This window comes from Pseudomonas sp., assembly GCF_048265905.1.
Classification (GTDB): domain Bacteria; phylum Pseudomonadota; class Gammaproteobacteria; order Pseudomonadales; family Pseudomonadaceae; genus Aquipseudomonas.
In genome coordinates, this window is sequence record NZ_JBLXAP010000001.1 from 511445 (window position 1) to 527382 (window position 15938).

General features: G+C 55.4%; 12 protein-coding genes. 9 read left to right on the top strand and 3 right to left on the bottom strand.

Going from position 1 to position 15938, the window contains the following annotated elements; translation table 11 throughout:
• Positions 1 to 155 precede the first annotated feature (155 nt).
• Positions 156 to 716, bottom strand: coding sequence for a response regulator transcription factor (locus ACN0UH_RS02435; RefSeq protein WP_417660547.1), 561 nt, complete (start codon positions 714 to 716; stop codon positions 156 to 158).
• 23 nt (positions 717 to 739) lie between these two features.
• On the bottom strand, positions 740 to 1993 hold the full coding sequence (locus tag ACN0UH_RS02440) for an ATP-binding protein (RefSeq protein WP_417660548.1): 1254 nt from the start codon (positions 1991 to 1993) through the stop codon (positions 740 to 742).
• Positions 1994 to 2352: 359 nt separating this feature from the next.
• Between ACN0UH_RS02440 and ACN0UH_RS02445 the strand changes: the two genes are divergently transcribed.
• The 7 genes from ACN0UH_RS02445 (at position 2353) to ACN0UH_RS02475 (ending at position 10641) form a co-directional block, all read left to right on the top strand.
• Positions 2353 to 3066 carry an SIMPL domain-containing protein gene (locus ACN0UH_RS02445; protein WP_417660707.1) on the top strand — a complete coding sequence of 238 codons (714 nt, stop codon included), beginning with the start codon at positions 2353 to 2355 and terminating at the stop codon, positions 3064 to 3066.
• Positions 3067 to 3297: 231 nt separating this feature from the next.
• Positions 3298 to 4899, top strand: a complete 1602-nt coding sequence (locus tag ACN0UH_RS02450; protein WP_417660549.1) for an ABC transporter substrate-binding protein — start codon at positions 3298 to 3300, stop codon at positions 4897 to 4899.
• A 105-nt stretch (positions 4900 to 5004) separates the two neighbouring features.
• Positions 5005 to 6621, top strand: coding sequence for an ABC transporter substrate-binding protein (locus tag ACN0UH_RS02455; protein ID WP_417660550.1), 1617 nt, complete (start codon positions 5005 to 5007; stop codon positions 6619 to 6621).
• 115 nt (positions 6622 to 6736) lie between these two features.
• Positions 6737 to 7747 carry an ABC transporter permease subunit gene (locus tag ACN0UH_RS02460; protein ID WP_417660551.1) on the top strand — a complete coding sequence of 337 codons (1011 nt, stop codon included), beginning with the start codon at positions 6737 to 6739 and terminating at the stop codon, positions 7745 to 7747.
• 11 nt (positions 7748 to 7758) lie between these two features.
• Positions 7759 to 8670, top strand: a complete 912-nt coding sequence (locus tag ACN0UH_RS02465; RefSeq protein ID WP_417660552.1) for an ABC transporter permease subunit — start codon at positions 7759 to 7761, stop codon at positions 8668 to 8670.
• 10 nt (positions 8671 to 8680) lie between these two features.
• Positions 8681 to 9655, top strand: a complete 975-nt coding sequence (locus ACN0UH_RS02470; protein ID WP_417660553.1) for an ABC transporter ATP-binding protein — start codon at positions 8681 to 8683, stop codon at positions 9653 to 9655.
• Complete coding sequence (locus ACN0UH_RS02475; protein WP_417660554.1) at positions 9655 to 10641, top strand: peptide ABC transporter ATP-binding protein; 987 nt, start codon at positions 9655 to 9657, stop codon at positions 10639 to 10641. Before ACN0UH_RS02470 ends, ACN0UH_RS02475 begins: the two co-directional genes overlap by 1 nt.
• 102 nt (positions 10642 to 10743) lie before the next feature.
• Here the strand turns inward: ACN0UH_RS02475 and ACN0UH_RS02480 are convergent, their stop codons facing one another.
• Entirely contained in the window at positions 10744 to 11907 is a 1164-nt protein-coding gene (locus ACN0UH_RS02480; RefSeq protein ID WP_417660555.1) for a type III PLP-dependent enzyme, read from the bottom strand.
• A 656-nt stretch (positions 11908 to 12563) separates the two neighbouring features.
• On the opposite strand from ACN0UH_RS02480, the gene ACN0UH_RS02485 reads away from it, so the two are divergent.
• A complete protein-coding gene (locus tag ACN0UH_RS02485) occupies positions 12564 to 14147 on the top strand; it encodes a peptide chain release factor 3 (RefSeq protein WP_417660556.1) in 1584 nt (527 codons plus the stop codon).
• Positions 14148 to 14493: 346 nt separating this feature from the next.
• Complete coding sequence (locus ACN0UH_RS02490; protein ID WP_417660557.1) at positions 14494 to 15924, top strand: chloride channel protein; 1431 nt, start codon at positions 14494 to 14496, stop codon at positions 15922 to 15924.
• Positions 15925 to 15938: the final 14 nt, after the last annotated feature.

The window sequence follows — 15938 nt, forward strand, 5'->3', positions numbered from 1 at the left end:
GTACGTTTTGATCTGGAGAACAAGACAAGTCCGTAGCCTGCTAACAATAATAGCAAGCTTGTCGCATAAAAGGTTTGAGTGAAGGTAGATAAGCCGCGCGCTGCCTCGCTGGCGCCCAGCAGCTACTAAGACCCACAGCGCTTTTTAGAGATTCCTTAACGACGCACTGGACGCTTCTGTAACTTACGCTGCAAAGTCCGTCGATGCATGCCTAACGCACGGGCAGTCGCCGAGATATTGCCTTCGTGTTCAGCCAGTACCCGCTGAATATGCTCCCATTGCAGGCGATCGACCGACATCGGGTTTTCCGGGACCAAGCTGTCAAGATCAGCATGCTGAGTCAGCAAGGCGGCCAACACATCATCGGCATCCGCTGGCTTGCACAGATAGTTGCAGGCACCGCGCTTGATTGCTTCAACAGCGGTGGCAATACTCGAATAACCGGTGAGGATTACCACGCGCATCTCAGCATCGAGTTCGAGCAGCTTGGGCAGAAGCACCAAGCCAGAATCGCCGTCCATTTTCAAATCGACTACCGCGTACTCCGGCAAATCCTGCTCGGCCAGCATCAAGCCCTCTTCCGCAGAGCCGGCGGTCGATACACGCAAGCCACGACGGCTCATTGCCCGCGCCATGACCCGGGTAAAGGTTGGATCGTCATCGACCAGCAACAAATGCGGCTGTTCGTCGCCTTCAAATAATACTTCTTCGGACATATTTGTCTCCTTACTGGCCACGGTTACGAACGGCCATAGGCACGCGGCAGTTTCAATTCGGTGAGCGTGCCGCCCTCTTCATGGTTATACAGTTTAACCGTACCACCGGCACGCGTGACGCTGGCCTGACTTAAAAATAACCCCAGACCAAATCCCTTACCCTTGGTGGTGAAGAATGGGCGCCCTAACTGCTCGGCAATCGCCAGAGGCACACCCGCGCCAAAATCGCGAATAGTCAGGTACAGCCACTGGTGGTTCCAATCCAGACGGATATCCAGTTTGTCGGGATGCGCATCAGCGGCGTTATTCAACAGATTAAGTAACGCTTGAGTGAGATCAGCTGGCGGCATCAAGCGTGGCGCTGTACCTCGACCCAAGCATTGATAACGATAGCTCGCTTCGGGACGCATCAAGTGCCAGCGATTGAGGGTCACCTCAAGCCACTCAACACAGGATTGCTCGACAACAGCCAGACGACGATCTGCCTCAGCCGCGCGCACCAACTGTTGCAGCGTGTCTTTGCACAGTTTCACTTGCTCTTGCAGGACGGCTAAATCTTCCTGCAACAGTGGCTCGGGGTGCTCACGGCGCAACTCTTTGATCAATACACTCATGGTCGCCAATGGCGTTCCCAACTCGTGTGCAGCGCCCGCAGCCTGAGTGGCAACAGCTAAAAGTTGTTGATCACGCAGGTTCTCTTCACGGCGTTCGGCGCGCTGCTGGTCTTGCCCGCGCAGCTCTTCAGCCATTTTCGCAACGAAGAAGGTAATCAATCCGGCTGCCATTGCGAAGCTCAGCCACATCCCATAAACCAGCAAGCTCTCGCGCTGCTCCAGCGGCACCATCACTGAATGTGACCACACCAACAGCGCGGTATAACCCGCCAACGCCAGCCCCGATAAGGTTACGGTGTAGAGCCACGGCAACGTGGCAGCAGCAATGGTCAAAGGCACCAGGTAATAAGACACGAACGGATTACTGGAACCGCCGGAGTAAAACAGCAGCACGCTGTGAATGATCAAATCGAAACTGAGTTGCAGCGCATATTCTTGCTCAGTCACTGGCCATGGGCCGCGTAAACGCAAGGTTGTGAGCAAACACAGGACCAGCGAAACAGCTAATGTGACACTCAATTCAAACCATGGCAGCACCAGCAAACCGGACTTATAGACAAGCCCTACCGCGCCAGCCTGGGCGGCGAGCACCAGGAAGCGGATCAGAATTAAACGCCTGAGGTTTTGCCGACTGGCCGACAACAACTGCACCGGTGCGAGCATTGGTTCTCCGATAACGCCTGTTACAAGTCTGGCGAGTATAACCAAGCAGCCGAATGGCTTAGTGCGTCAACGCGCCGCAGTTGATGTACTTTGCAACGGATAGTGGCTGAACAACATCGAGCTAAAGCACTCAAAGCAGTTTAGCGGCCTTAATAATCATGTTGCCGGCTAAGCCTCGCACAAGCCTTTAACGCTGAGCTTGTGCAAGGTAGGTAAGCCACGTTTTAGGGCTGCTGTGACGTCCTTATTATTTTTTTAAATTGTTTAACCCGAATCCACAACAAGGACCGTCTACCCTTGTGAACCTAGTGCACAAGCTGTGCGCCAACATGCCAATTAAGGAAGTATCCATGCAATCAATGTCACGCCTCCCAAGCCTCGCAACCGCCCTGTTATTAACAGCCAGCAGCCTGCTGAGCATCTCGGCACATGCGGATGAAGCCCGCTACAACCAAGTAGCCTTACGCGCTGAAGTCAGTGAAGAGATCGCCCATGACCTGATGCACGTGACTTTTTATACAGAGTCGCAAAACAGCGACCCTGCAGCGCTTGCCACTGAGGTCACGCAAACCCTCAACGCTGCGCTGAAACAAGCACGCGCAGCGCAAGGTGTCAGCGTGGCAACCGGCAGCCGCAACAGCTATCCGGTGTATGACGAAAAAGGTAAGAAAATCATCGCATGGCGCGAACGCGCTGAAGTGCGCCTTGAAAGTGCAGATTTTGCGGCGCTATCGAAGCTGACCGGTGAAATGCTGAAAACCATGCAGATGAGCTCAATGAGCTTCAGCATTGCCGACAACACGCGCAAGAGCAAAGAAGACGCCATGCTTAAAGGTGCGGTTGACGCATTCAAAGCTCGCGCTGAACTGGCAACTCAAGCGCTGGGCGGCAAGGGTTACAAGCTGGTTAGCCTGAATATCAACAGCGGCGGTTTCCAATCACCAATGCCGATTCGCATGGCACGTGGCAAAAGCATGGAGATGATGATGGACGCGGCGCCACCTGAAGTCGAAGCAGGCACCAGCCAGGTCACAGTTAACGCCGACGGCGTCATCGAAGTACTAATGCCCTAAAAAGTAACACTTCACGGCACTAAAACAACGCAACGCCGCTATGCTCGAATAGCGGCGTTTCGCCATGTTTAAACCTGAAGTTTGTCTAAATGCGACAGCAACGTACACCACATCTACTCATAGCCCAGTTTATGACTTAACGCACTTGTCTCCGGCATGTGCCCTGCATAGTTTCACCCAAGGTCTCCATAAGAGGCCCCTCAACATAACCACAACAAACATGAGGTTTCTATGCGTAAGAATGCCGTCATCCAGGCAATGCTCGTCGCTGGGCTGATCGCCAGTGCGCCATTTGCTCAGGCTGCAAGCAATCTAGTCTTTTGTTCAGAAGGCAGCCCCGCAGGTTTTGACCCTGCGCTATACACCACAGGCACCGACTTTGATGCGGCCGCCGAAACCGTATTCAACCGTCTGACTCAGTTTGAACGTGGCGGCACCTCGGTAATTCCTGGTCTTGCTGAGAAATGGGATATTTCCGACGACGGCCTGACCTACACCTTTCATCTACGTCCTGGGGTGAAATTTCATACCACCGGCTACTTCAAGCCGAGCCGCGATTTTGATGCAGACGACGTGCTGTTCACCTTCCACCGTATGCTCAACAAAGACGATCCATTTCGTAAAGCCTACCCCACAGAATTCCCTTACTTCACCGACATGGGCATGGATCAAAACATTGCCAAAATCGACAAAGTCGATGACATGACCGTGCGCTTCACCCTCAATACAGTAGACGCTGCGTTCATCCAGAACTTGGCCATGAGCTTCGCCTCCATCCAGTCCGCCGAATATGCGGCGCAACTGTTGAAAGAAGGCAAAGCCAGCGACATCAACCAGAAGCCAATCGGCACCGGTCCGTTCGTGTTCAAGCGTTATCAGAAAGATGCGCAGATTCGTTTCACTGGCAACAAAGAATACTGGAACCCGGATGATGTGAAGATTGATAACCTGATCTTCGCCATCAATACCGATGCATCAGTGCGCATGCAAAAGCTTAAGGCTGGCGAATGTCAGGTCAGCGTGTTCCCGCGCCCTGCGGATCTCGAATCGCTGAAGGCTGATGCCAAGCTGCAACTGCCGGATCAAGCGGGTTTCAACCTCGGTTATATCGCCTACAACATTGAGCACCCGCCATTCGACAAGCTCGAAGTGCGTCAGGCGCTGGACATGGCGGTCAACAAAAAAGCCATCATCAATGCCGTGTACCAAGGTGCAGGCCAACTGGCCGTCAATAGCATCCCGCCAACTCAGTGGTCTTACGACGACACCATCAAAGATGTAGCCTTCGATCCAGAGAAAGCCAAACAGCTGCTCAAGGATGCAGGTGTTAAAGAAGGCACTGAAATCACTTTGTGGGCCATGCCAGTACAGCGTCCCTACAACCCTAACGCCAAGTTGATGGCTGAAATGCTTCAGGCTGACTGGGCCAAGATCGGGATCAAGGCCAGAATCGTCAGCTATGAATGGGGCGAGTACAACAAGCGCGCCAAAGCGGGTGAGCACGACGTCTTGCTGATTGGTTGGACCGGCGACAATGGTGACCCGGACAACTGGCTGGGCGTGCTCTACGGTTGCGATGCAATCGGTGGCAACAACTACAGCCGCTGGTGTGACAAAGACTTCGACGGCTTGGTCAAGAAAGCCAAAACGCTCAACGATAAGGACGAGCGCAGCAAGCTTTACATGCAAGCGCAGCACATCCTCAAGGACAATGTGCCAATCACCCCAGTGGCACACTCAACCGTCTTCCAGCCGATGAACAAATCGGTAAAAGACTTCAAGATCAGTCCATTCGGCCTTAACTCGTTCTACGGCGTCAGCGTCGAGAAATAACCCTAGCAGCTGTTATCCAGCCGACCAAACGTCGGTTGGATAACCGGGCGCCAGCAAGCCTATCCGCCTGCTGGCGCATTCCGAATACGCATCAGGGATTACTCAATGCCAAACCCTAGATCACGATTATTGTTTAGCCTGCTTTTGCTCGGCAGCAGCCTTAGCGCAAGCGTGGTTGAAGCTGCTAACAAAGACAGCCTGATTGTCTGCACCGAAGCCAGTCCCGAAGGTTTCGATGTGGTGCAATACAGCGCTGCAGTCACTGCTGATGCTTCGGCGGAGACAGTGCTTGAACGACTGGTCCGGTTCACCCCGGGCACCACAGATATAGAGCCTGCACTGGCCGAACGTTGGGATATTTCTGAAGATGGCCTGAGCTACACCTTTCACCTGCGCAAAAACGTTAGATTCCACCACTCCAAAACATTTAAGCCGACGCGCGATTTCAATGCCGACGACGTGCTCTGGAGTTTCAACCGCCAGCTGGATCCAGGTCACCCGTGGCACGACCAGGCGCTGCGCGGTTATCCCTATGCAGAATCAATGGGCATGGCCAGCATCATTCAACGCATCGACAAGCTTGACGACCACACCGTTCGCTTCATCCTGAACCACCCCGAAGCACCGTTCCTTGCCGATATGGCGATGGGCTTTGCCTCAATCTATTCCGCCGAGTACGCCGATCAGCTACTCGCACAAAACGACAGCAAACAACTCAACAGCCATCCGATTGGCACGGGGCCGTTTGTATTTGATCGCTACAGTAAGGATGCTCAAGTCCGCTATCACGCCAACCCGCAATACTGGGACGGTGTGCCTGCAATCAAAAAGCTGTTGTTTGCCATCACCCCGGATCCAAATGTGCGCATTCAACAGCTAAAGGCCGATGCCTGTCAGATTGCGCTGTATCCACGACCCACCGATATTGCGGCGCTCAAGACCAGCAACGGGATCAAGGTCCAGGCGCTGGACTCATTGCTGACCGCCTATATTGCCATCAACACCCGGCGCCCACCGCTGGATGATGTGCGCGTACGCCGTGCAATCAATATGGTTTTCGATAAGACCGCTTATGTACGCGCACAGTACGGTGAAGGCGGCGCGACACCCGCTGTTGCGCCTTATCCGCCGACACTCTGGGGCCACGACGCGCAATTGCTTGGCTGGCCGCATGATGTAAAACGCGCACGGCAATTGCTTGAGGAGTCTGGCCACGCCGAGGGTTTCAAACTGTCTATCTGGACTCGTCCCGGTGGCGGCCCGACTAACCCAAACCCCGGTATCGGCGCACAAATGCTGCAGGCAGACCTCGCCACAATCGGCATCACCGCTGATATTCGCGTGTTTGAATGGGGTGAGTTAATCAAGCGCGCCAAGAACGGCGAGCACGACTTGGTGTTTATGGGCTGGGCTGGCGACAACGGCGACCCGGACAACTTCCTTACTCCAAATCTGTCGTGCGCCGCCGCAAAGTCGGGGGAAAACATGTCCGGCTGGTGTAACAAAGACTTCAACAGCTTACTCAATGAAGCACGCCGGGTGAGCCAACGTTCGCAACGTGCTGCGTTGTATCGCGAAGCGTTGTCGATATTTCAGGACCAGGCGCCATGGATAGCCCTCGCCTACCCGAAACAATTCACCGCCCTGCGCAGCAATGTACAGGGCTTTGTACAGAGCCCGATGGGTTCAAATAACTTTGCCAAAGTGAGCCTCGAGCCTTAACAGCCAAGCTAAAGCGAATGCAGGCACTGTATTCGGCAATGTTGCGTACTCGTTATAAAAAATCGCTGAGCCACGTAGCTTGGTGAACTGAAAATTGCTGGAGTGTTAAAACCGTATGTTGTCTTTTATTGCCAGGCGTCTGGGACTACTGATCCCAACCTTCTTCGGCGTGACCCTACTGACCTTCGCGTTGATCCGGATGATTCCCGGTGACCCGGTCGAAGTGATGATGGGCGAGCGACGTGTCGACCCCGCACTGCACGCCGAGGCGCTGCACCGACTGGGCCTCGACAAACCCTTGTATGCCCAATATTTCGATTACATTGGCAACCTCGCACAAGGCGACTTGGGTGAATCCCTGCGCACTCGCGAAAGTGTCTGGCATGAGTTCATCACCCTATTTCCGGCGACCCTTGAGCTGTCGCTGGCGGCCTTGTTGTTTGCTGGCACGCTTGGGCTAATTGCCGGAGTGATTGCAGCGCTGAAACGTGGCTCGTTGTTCGATCACGGCGTCATGGGCATATCATTGGCCGGTTACTCCATGCCGATTTTCTGGTGGGGCTTGCTGCTGATCATGTTCTTCTCGGTCTGGCTCGGCTGGACGCCGGTGTCTGGGCGCATCGACTTACTTTACGACATCGAACCGCGCACCGGCTTTATGCTGATCGACACCCTGCTCTCGGATGAAGAAGGCTCGTTTATCGATGCCCTGCAACACCTGATTCTGCCAGCAATCGTGCTCGGCACCATTCCGCTAGCGGTTATCGCCCGCATGACCCGCTCGGCAATGCTCGAAGTTCTGCGTGAAGACTACGTGCGTACCGCCCGCGCCAAAGGTCTTTCACCCACCCGCGTGGTATTTGTTCACGGCCTGCGTAACGCGCTGATACCGGTACTCACGGTGATTGGTTTACAGGTCGGCACTCTGCTGGCTGGCGCGGTGTTGACTGAAACTATTTTCTCTTGGCCCGGTGTCGGTAAATGGCTGATCGAGTCGATTGGCGCACGAGACTATCCGGTGGTGCAAAACGGCATTCTGCTGATCGCCTGCCTGGTCATTATGGTCAACTTCGTCGTCGATATTCTCTACGGCTTGGCTAACCCACGCATTCGCCATCAGCGCTAAGGAGGCCTGAAATGACTACAACCAACTCCCTCCCGGCGGTTGATCAGAGCTTGCTCTACCCCTCGCCATTAAAAGAATTCTGGCAAGCCTTCGCCCACAACAAAGGTGCAGTAGCGGGCTTGATGTTCATGATCCTGATTGTGTTCTGTGCGCTGTTTGCGCCTTGGGTCGCGCCCTATAACCCGAGCGAACAATTTCGCGACTTTCTGCTGACGCCACCGTCATGGCTTGAAGGCGGCCAGTGGCAGTTTTTGCTGGGCACCGATGAACTCGGCCGTGACCTGCTTTCGCGGTTGATTCACGGGGCACGCTTGTCCCTGATGATCGGCTTGGCATCAGTACTGATGTCACTGATCCCCGGCATTTTCCTCGGGCTGGTCGCAGGCTTCTTCCCACGGCTGATGGGCCCCGGGATCATGCGTTTGATGGATGTAATGCTGGCCCTGCCATCGTTGCTGCTGGCGGTGGCGATTGTTGCCATCCTCGGCCCTGGCCTGATCAACACCGTGATCGCCATTGCCATTGTCTCGCTGCCTTCGTATGTGCGCCTGACCCGCGCCGCAGTAATGGGTGAGCTGAACCGTGACTACGTAACTGCTGCACGTTTGGCTGGCGCCAGCTTGCCCCGCCTGATGTTCATTACGGTGCTACCAAACTGCATGGCGCCCCTGATTGTGCAGGCAACCTTGAGCTTCTCTTCGGCAATTCTCGATGCAGCCGCGCTGGGCTTCCTGGGCCTTGGCGTGCAACCACCAACCCCTGAGTGGGGCACCATGCTGGCTTCTGCGCGCGACTACATTGAGCGCGCGTGGTGGGTTGTAACCTTGCCCGGCTTGACCATTTTGCTCAGCGTGCTGGCAATCAACTTGATGGGCGACGGTTTGCGCGATGCGCTAGACCCGAAACTCAAGAACGCAGTGTGAGGAGCCCAGAATGAGTTTGCTTGATATTAAAAATCTCAGCGTGCGCTTCGGCGACGCGAATGCCGTTCCGGTTGTCGATGGCCTCGACATCAGTGTCGACAAAGGCGAAGTGCTGGCAATTGTTGGCGAGTCTGGTTCAGGTAAATCGGTGACCATGATGGCGCTGATGGGTTTGGTCGAAGCGCCGGGCAAGGTCAAAGCTGACAGCCTTCAGTTTGACGGCACCGACATGCTGCGCCTCAAAGGCAAACAGCGGCGCCACATCATCGGTAAAGATTTATCGATGATCTTCCAGGACCCAATGACCTCACTCAATCCAAGCTTCACTGTCGGCTTTCAGATTGAAGAAGTCCTGCACCAGCACATGGGCCTGAAAGGCAAAGCAGCGCGCCAACGGGCACTGGAACTGTTGGAAAAAGTTGAGATACCGGGCGCAGCGAGTCGTCTCGATGCCTATCCACATCAACTGTCTGGAGGTATGAGCCAGCGGGTTGCGATTGCCATGGCGATTGCCGCCGAACCGAAACTGCTGATCGCCGACGAACCGACCACCGCCCTCGATGTAACCATTCAAGCGCAGATCATGGAACTGCTGGTCAATCTGCAGCGTGAGCAAGACATGGCGTTGGTCCTCATCACCCACGACCTCGCCGTAGTTGCCGAAACCGCGCAGCGCGTGTGCGTCATGTATGCAGGCCAAGCAGTGGAAGTCGGCACGGTGCCGGAGCTATTCAACACCCCCACTCATCCTTACACCGAAGCGCTGCTCAAGGCGATCCCCGAGCATTCACTCGGCGCCGAGCGTTTATCGACATTGCCGGGCATCGTTCCCGGTCGCTACGACCGGCCGCAAGGGTGCCTGCTGTCGCCGCGCTGCCCTTATGTGCAGGAGCAATGTCGCCAACAACGACCGCAACTCGAACCCCATGCACAAGGCGCTGTGCGTTGCTTCTTCCCGCTTAATCTGACTTCGGAGGTGGCTTGATGAGCGCGCCTACAACTAACAGCGTGTTGTCTGCTCGCGACCTCACTCGTCATTATTCGGTGTCCACCGGTTTGTTCCAACCCAACGCCACGGTACAGGCACTCAATGGTGTCTCGTTCGAATTGGCCGCAGGCAAAACGCTAGCGGTTGTCGGTGAGTCCGGCTGCGGTAAATCAACCTTGGCGCGGGCGTTGACCTTGATTGAGGAGCCCAGCTCGGGCTCACTGCAAATTGCCGGTCAGGAAGTCACAGGCGCCAGCAAAGCACAGCGCAAACAACTACGCCGCGATGTGCAGATGGTGTTCCAAAACCCTTATGCATCGCTCAATCCCCGGCAGAAAATCGGTGATCAACTGGCTGAGCCGCTGTTGATCAACACATCACTGTCGAAGATCGAGCGTCGCGAAAAAGTCCAGGCCATGATGCAGCAGGTCGGATTACGCCCAGAACATTACCAGCGCTATCCGCATATGTTTTCCGGTGGCCAACGTCAGCGTATCGCTTTGGCCCGCGCCATGATGCTGACGCCCAAGGTTCTGGTTGCAGATGAACCAACCTCGGCGCTTGACGTGTCGATCCAAGCCCAGGTGCTCAACCTGTTTATGGACCTGCAAGAAGAGCTCAATACCGGTTACGTATTTATCTCGCACAACCTCTCGGTGGTGCGCCATGTCGCCGACGATGTATTGGTGATGTACCTCGGCAGACCAGCGGAGATGGGCCCCAGCGAGCAGATTTATCAACGCCCGCTGCACCCGTACACCAAGGCATTGTTGTCCGCGACGCCGGCGATTCATCCAGACCCAAGCAAGCCCAAGATCAAGATCAGTGGCGAGTTGCCCAACCCGCTTAACCCGCCAACAGGCTGCGCCTTCCACAAGCGCTGCCCGTACGCGACCGAGCAATGTGAAGTCGAGCGCCCAGAGCTGCGCCTGATCGATTCACGGCAAGTGGCTTGCCATCACGCCGAAACCATCAATGGTTAAGTGATGCGCAAGCGCTGGTCAGGCGCCTGAGCGCAATCAATGTTCACAACACCAAAAACGCAAATGCCCGCCAATTGGCGGGCATTTGCGTTGCTGTATCCCTTACAGGTAAAAGGCTTTCAGCGGTGGAAAACCATTGAACTCCACTGCGCTGTAGCTGGTGGTATAGGCGCCGGTTGAGAGCCAATACAGGCGATCGCCACTGGCCAGATTGAGCGGCAGGCCGTACTTGTAGTTTTCATACATGATGTCGGCGCTGTCACAGGTTGGACCGGCGATAACCACTTCTTCCATCTCGCCATTCTTCTCGGTCCAGATCGGGAACTTGATCGCTTCGTCCATGGTTTCGATCAGGCCCGAGAACTTACCTACATCAGTGAACACCCAACGTTCGACCGCTGTACGCGACTTGCGCGAAACCAGCACCACTTCACTGACCAGAATACCGGCGTTGGAGATCAACGAGCGGCCCGGTTCAAGAATGATTTCTGGCAAGTCATCGCCAAAGTCATCTTTAAGAAAGCGGATGATTTCTTCAGCGTAGGTTTCCAGGCTGTTGGTGCGCTGAATGTAGTTGGCTGGAAAGCCGCCGCCCATATTGATCATGCGCAGGACGATGCCATCTTCCTCTTTCAAACGCTCGAAAATCACTTTGACCTTAGCAATTGCCGCGTCCCACACGTCGATATCGCGCTGCTGCGAACCCACGTGGAACGAAACGCCGTATGGGTCGAGGCCCAGTTGCTTGGCGAGAATCAGCAGGTCCAACGCCATGTCAGTCTGGCAACCGAACTTGCGCGACAGTGGCCAGTCAGCCGAGGTCGAACCTTCGGTGAGAATACGCACATAAATCTTCGAACCTGGCGCGGCCTTGGCAATATTGCGCAGATCCGCCTCTGAATCGGTGGAGTACATGCGCACGCCCTTCTCGTAGAAGTAGCGGATGTCTTTGGCTTTCTTGATGGTGTTGCCGTAGCTGATACGGTCGGCGCTCACGCCGCAAGCCATCACTTTGTCCAGCTCATAGATGGAGGCGATATCAAAGTTCGAGCCTTTGTCTTTGAGCAACTCGATGATTTCCACGGCCGGGTTGGCTTTGACCGCGTAATAAATCTTGGCGAACTCAAACCCTGCGCTCAAGTCGTCGTATGCCTTGCTGATGATTTGGGTATCAATCACCACGAACGGAGTTTCTTGCTTATCGGCAAACGCCTTCATCTTCTGAAAAGTGGCGGGTGCGTAGTAATCATCAACATTGATCGACATGCGTGGACTCCATTTGGCTAAACCGGAATGCATAAATTTCGATTAACTGAGCCCATCAGGGTTCAATTAATCGGCGGGGCCGGTTGTTTCAACTCAAAGCACTCAGTTGAAACAACGCAAATTGGCGCGGCAGCCAAACACTTGGGCACCTGTACCAATTTTGAACGTCTGATCAGTCTCCCCACTTTGGTCGCCTACTTCCCAAGGCATTTCGCCGAGAATCAGCCTTGTGCTGTTTCCACAAAAGCATGACCTCTCGTCGTCTGTACTTGAGCCGGATGGATCGTTGCCAGCATGGACGTTCGGGGCGGAACTTTAGGGCCATGCGCCCTGCAGATCAATCACCAATAAGCGCTTTTTAGCCCTATTTGACGCATTAGCTGCTGATCGTTTTAGATTCAAAACAAAACGTGTTTTATGCTGCACAAATTAAGCGTTGAGACCAATATCAGCGCCCGGCATGACCGCAAGATGACAACCTTTCAGCCTTGGTATCAGCCGCCGATGCAGGGCTACCAGAAGCCCCGGTTGGCATCAGCTTGACAACTGATCAGGTCATTCTCCAAAAGCAGCCACTTTTCACGTTATAATTGGCGGTTTTACGGGTCGGCTGTCGTTCGCCCGCCCGCAACCGCATTCAGTCAGGCAACCACCCAATGACCACTCAGGCCGCCGAAGTCGCGAAACGTCGCACGTTCGCCATTATTTCCCACCCCGACGCCGGTAAAACCACCATTACCGAAAAACTACTGTTGATGGGTAAAGCCATTGCGGTGGCGGGCACCGTTAAATCGCGAAAGTCCGACCGTCACGCGACCTCCGACTGGATGGAAATGGAGAAGCAGCGTGGTATCTCGATTACCACCTCGGTGATGCAGTTCCCCTATCGCGAGCACATGATCAACCTGCTCGACACACCGGGCCACGAAGACTTCTCGGAAGACACCTACCGCACACTGACTGCCGTGGACAGCGCCTTGATGGTGCTCGATGGCGGTAAAGGGGTTGAGCCACGGACCATCGCACTGATGGATGTTTGCCGTCTGCGCGATACGCCGATTGTCAGCTTCGTCAACAAACTTGACCGCGACATTCGTGACCCGATCGAGCTGCTCGACGAGATTGAAGCAGTGCTCAAGATCAAAGCTGCGCCGATCACCTGGCCGATTGGCTGCTACCGCGACTTCAAGGGTGTTTACCACCTCAGCGAAGACTACATCATCGTTTACACCGCCGGTCACGGCCACGAGCGAACTGAAACCAAGATCATCAAGCACCTTGATTCAGACGAAGCCCGCGCGCACCTCGGTGATGAATATGACCGCTTTGTCGAACAGCTTGAGCTGGTGCAAGGCGCCTGCCACGAGTTCGATCAGCAAGAGTTTCTCAGCGGTCAATTGACCCCGGTCTTCTTCGGCACCGCTCTGGGCAACTTTGGGGTTGATCACGTCCTCGATGCCGTCGTTGACTGGGCGCCGAAACCTTTGCCGCGTGCTGCTCACGAACGGCTGGTTGAACCCACTGAAGAAAAATTCAGCGGCTTCGTGTTCAAGATCCAAGCGAACATGGACCCAAAGCACCGTGACCGTATCGCCTTTATGCGTATCTGCTCGGGCAAGTACGAAAAAGGCATGAAGATGCGTCACGCGCGCCTGGGCAAAGACGTTCGCGTACCGGATGCACTGACCTTCTTCTCTTCCGAGCGCGAACAGCTGGAAGAAGCCTATGCAGGCGACATTATCGGTCTGCACAACCACGGCACCATCCAGATCGGCGACACCTTCACCGAAGGCGAAAGCATCGGCTTTACCGGTATTCCGCACTTCGCCCCAGAACTGTTTCGTCGCGTTCGTCTGAAAGACCCGCTGAAATCCAAGCAACTGCGTCAAGGCTTGCAGGAACTTGCAGAAGAAGGCGCGACACAGGTGTTCTTCCCGGAGCGTAGCAACGACATCATCCTCGGCGCGGTCGGTGTGCTGCAGTTTGATGTGGTCGCCAGCCGTTTGAAGGGCGAATACAAGGTTGAATGTGCATACGAGCCAATCACCGTGTGGTCGGCGCGCTGGATCGAGTGCAGCGACAAGAAAAAGCTCGAAGACTTCAAGAACAAGGCTCACGAAAACCTGGCCATCGATGGCGGCGGTCATCTGACCTATCTGGCGCCAACCCGAGTCAACCTGGCGCTGATGGAAGAACGCTGGCCGGATATTAAATTCCGCGCCACTCGCGAACACCACTAATAGTTATATTGATCGAACGACGAGAGGCGCCCGCCTCTCGTCTTCTCTTAAACCTCCAAGCAATTCCCTGCCTTTACCGCAGCGGCGAATAACCCGGCACGCGCAAGCATTACGCCCGACACACAAAAAAACGAAGCAATAATTGAGGCCAGCGGCGTCCCGTTACCCGCCGCATGCATTTGCGCACCCGCAACACCACCCAAAAGGTCAAACGAGCGCATGACTGAGCGTATCGAGGGCCAATCAATTTAGCCCGCGCGGCACCACACACCAATATGTGTCAAAATACTACAACAAGCCTGACGACAAGCTTGCCTGACCTCTCCTTAATGCGGTCCAGCGCCTTATGCCCAACGACTTTAAACCTGAGAAAAAACTCTCTGCGCGCCAACGCTTTCGTGCAAGGCGTCGATACCTGCGCGTGCTGCGCCAGCGCTTGGCATTCTGGGTCGGTGCGCTGCTGGTGGGGTTGGTGGCGCTGGCATTTGCCTGGCTGGCGGATGAGGCAAACGTCTATTTCCAACTGATGCTCGACCACAGCAGTTACTGGCCATGGCTCGTTACCCCGCTCGGTTTCGCTGCCTTGGCCTGGGCCACCCAAGGCTGGTTCAGCAACGCCAAGGGCAGCGGCATCCCACAAGTGATTGCCACGCTTGAACGCCCCTCCAGTCGCTTCCGCAATCGCGTGCTCTCACTTCCCATTGCAGCAGTAAAAATGGTTCTGTCAGTCGCCGGCCTGCTGGTGGGCGCATCGATTGGTCGCGAAGGCCCGACGGTGCATGTTGGCGCTGCGTTGATGTACACCTTTGGCCGCCGCCTTGGTTTACAGGCCCGTAGCGCAGGCTCAGGCCTGATCATCGCGGGCGGCGCGGCAGGCATCGCCGCAGCATTCAACACTCCTCTGGCGGGAGTGGTCTTTGCGATCGAAGAGCTCAGCCACCGCTTCGAACAAAGCCTCAACGGCTTGGTGCTGACGGCTGTTTTGATCGGCGGCATGGTCACCCTTGGCTTGATGGGCCACTACAGTTACTTCGGCGAGCTCAGTGCCGAGTTACCGCTAAGCCGCGACTGGCTGGCCGTATTAGCCTGTGGTGTAGCGGGCGGCTTGGCAGGCGGTTTGTATTGTCGGCTGGTCTTGCCCGCTAAGCTCGGTCCCCTGGCGCTGATGGCGGCTTGGCGAGCGAAGCATCCGGTGATCTTTGCGGGTATTTGCGGCTTGATCATGGCGCTGCTCGGGCTGATTTCCGGGCAACATGTTTTCGGCACCGGCTACGCCGAAACCCGCGCAATTCTTGAAGGCCAGCCGGTTACAGACGCTGGCTTTATCATCTGGAAGTTTCTCGCCAACGTGGTCTCGTATCTGGCGGGTATTCCCGGAGGCCTGTTTTCGCCTTCATTGGCTGTAGGTGCGAGTTTTGCTCCGTGGATTACCGACTGGATTCCCGGTATCAGCCTGCAAGCAGCGGGGTTGATTGGCATGGCGGCGTACCTTGCCGGTGTAACTCGCACCCCGCTGACCGCGACAGTAATCACTATCGAGCTATCGCACAGCCAAGACATGGCACTGCCGATTTTGGCCGCCAGCCTGCTGGCCAGCGCTATCTCGGGCCGCATCTCGCCCGTGCCGCTGTACCGCGCATTAGCCATGCAGGTTATGGATGTCGAGCGTGAGTCGATCGCCAAGCGGCGCAGTAAAAGGCTGCAAGACAATGCTGATGCGGCAGCCAGGAAACAAACAGAACAAGCATCCGAGCAAGCCAAGCCTGAGCAAAGTTAACCCTCAAATCAGTG

What these genes read in the sequence shown, in the direction of transcription:
- ACN0UH_RS02435 (WP_417660547.1), bottom strand. Translation starts at nt 716, where the DNA reads ATGTCCGAAGAAGTATTATTTGAAGGCGACGAACAGCCGCATTTGTTG.
- ACN0UH_RS02440 (WP_417660548.1), bottom strand. Translation starts at nt 1,993, where the DNA reads ATGCTCGCACCGGTGCAGTTGTTGTCGGCCAGTCGGCAAAACCTCAGG.
- ACN0UH_RS02445 (WP_417660707.1), top strand. Translation starts at nt 2,353, where the DNA reads ATGTCACGCCTCCCAAGCCTCGCAACCGCCCTGTTATTAACAGCCAGC.
- ACN0UH_RS02450 (WP_417660549.1), top strand. Translation starts at nt 3,298, where the DNA reads ATGCGTAAGAATGCCGTCATCCAGGCAATGCTCGTCGCTGGGCTGATC.
- ACN0UH_RS02455 (WP_417660550.1), top strand. Translation starts at nt 5,005, where the DNA reads ATGCCAAACCCTAGATCACGATTATTGTTTAGCCTGCTTTTGCTCGGC.
- ACN0UH_RS02460 (WP_417660551.1), top strand. Translation starts at nt 6,737, where the DNA reads ATGTTGTCTTTTATTGCCAGGCGTCTGGGACTACTGATCCCAACCTTC.
- ACN0UH_RS02465 (WP_417660552.1), top strand. Translation starts at nt 7,759, where the DNA reads ATGACTACAACCAACTCCCTCCCGGCGGTTGATCAGAGCTTGCTCTAC.
- ACN0UH_RS02470 (WP_417660553.1), top strand. Translation starts at nt 8,681, where the DNA reads ATGAGTTTGCTTGATATTAAAAATCTCAGCGTGCGCTTCGGCGACGCG.
- ACN0UH_RS02475 (WP_417660554.1), top strand. Translation starts at nt 9,655, where the DNA reads ATGAGCGCGCCTACAACTAACAGCGTGTTGTCTGCTCGCGACCTCACT.
- ACN0UH_RS02480 (WP_417660555.1), bottom strand. Translation starts at nt 11,907, where the DNA reads ATGTCGATCAATGTTGATGATTACTACGCACCCGCCACTTTTCAGAAG.
- ACN0UH_RS02485 (WP_417660556.1), top strand. Translation starts at nt 12,564, where the DNA reads ATGACCACTCAGGCCGCCGAAGTCGCGAAACGTCGCACGTTCGCCATT.
- ACN0UH_RS02490 (WP_417660557.1), top strand. Translation starts at nt 14,494, where the DNA reads ATGCCCAACGACTTTAAACCTGAGAAAAAACTCTCTGCGCGCCAACGC.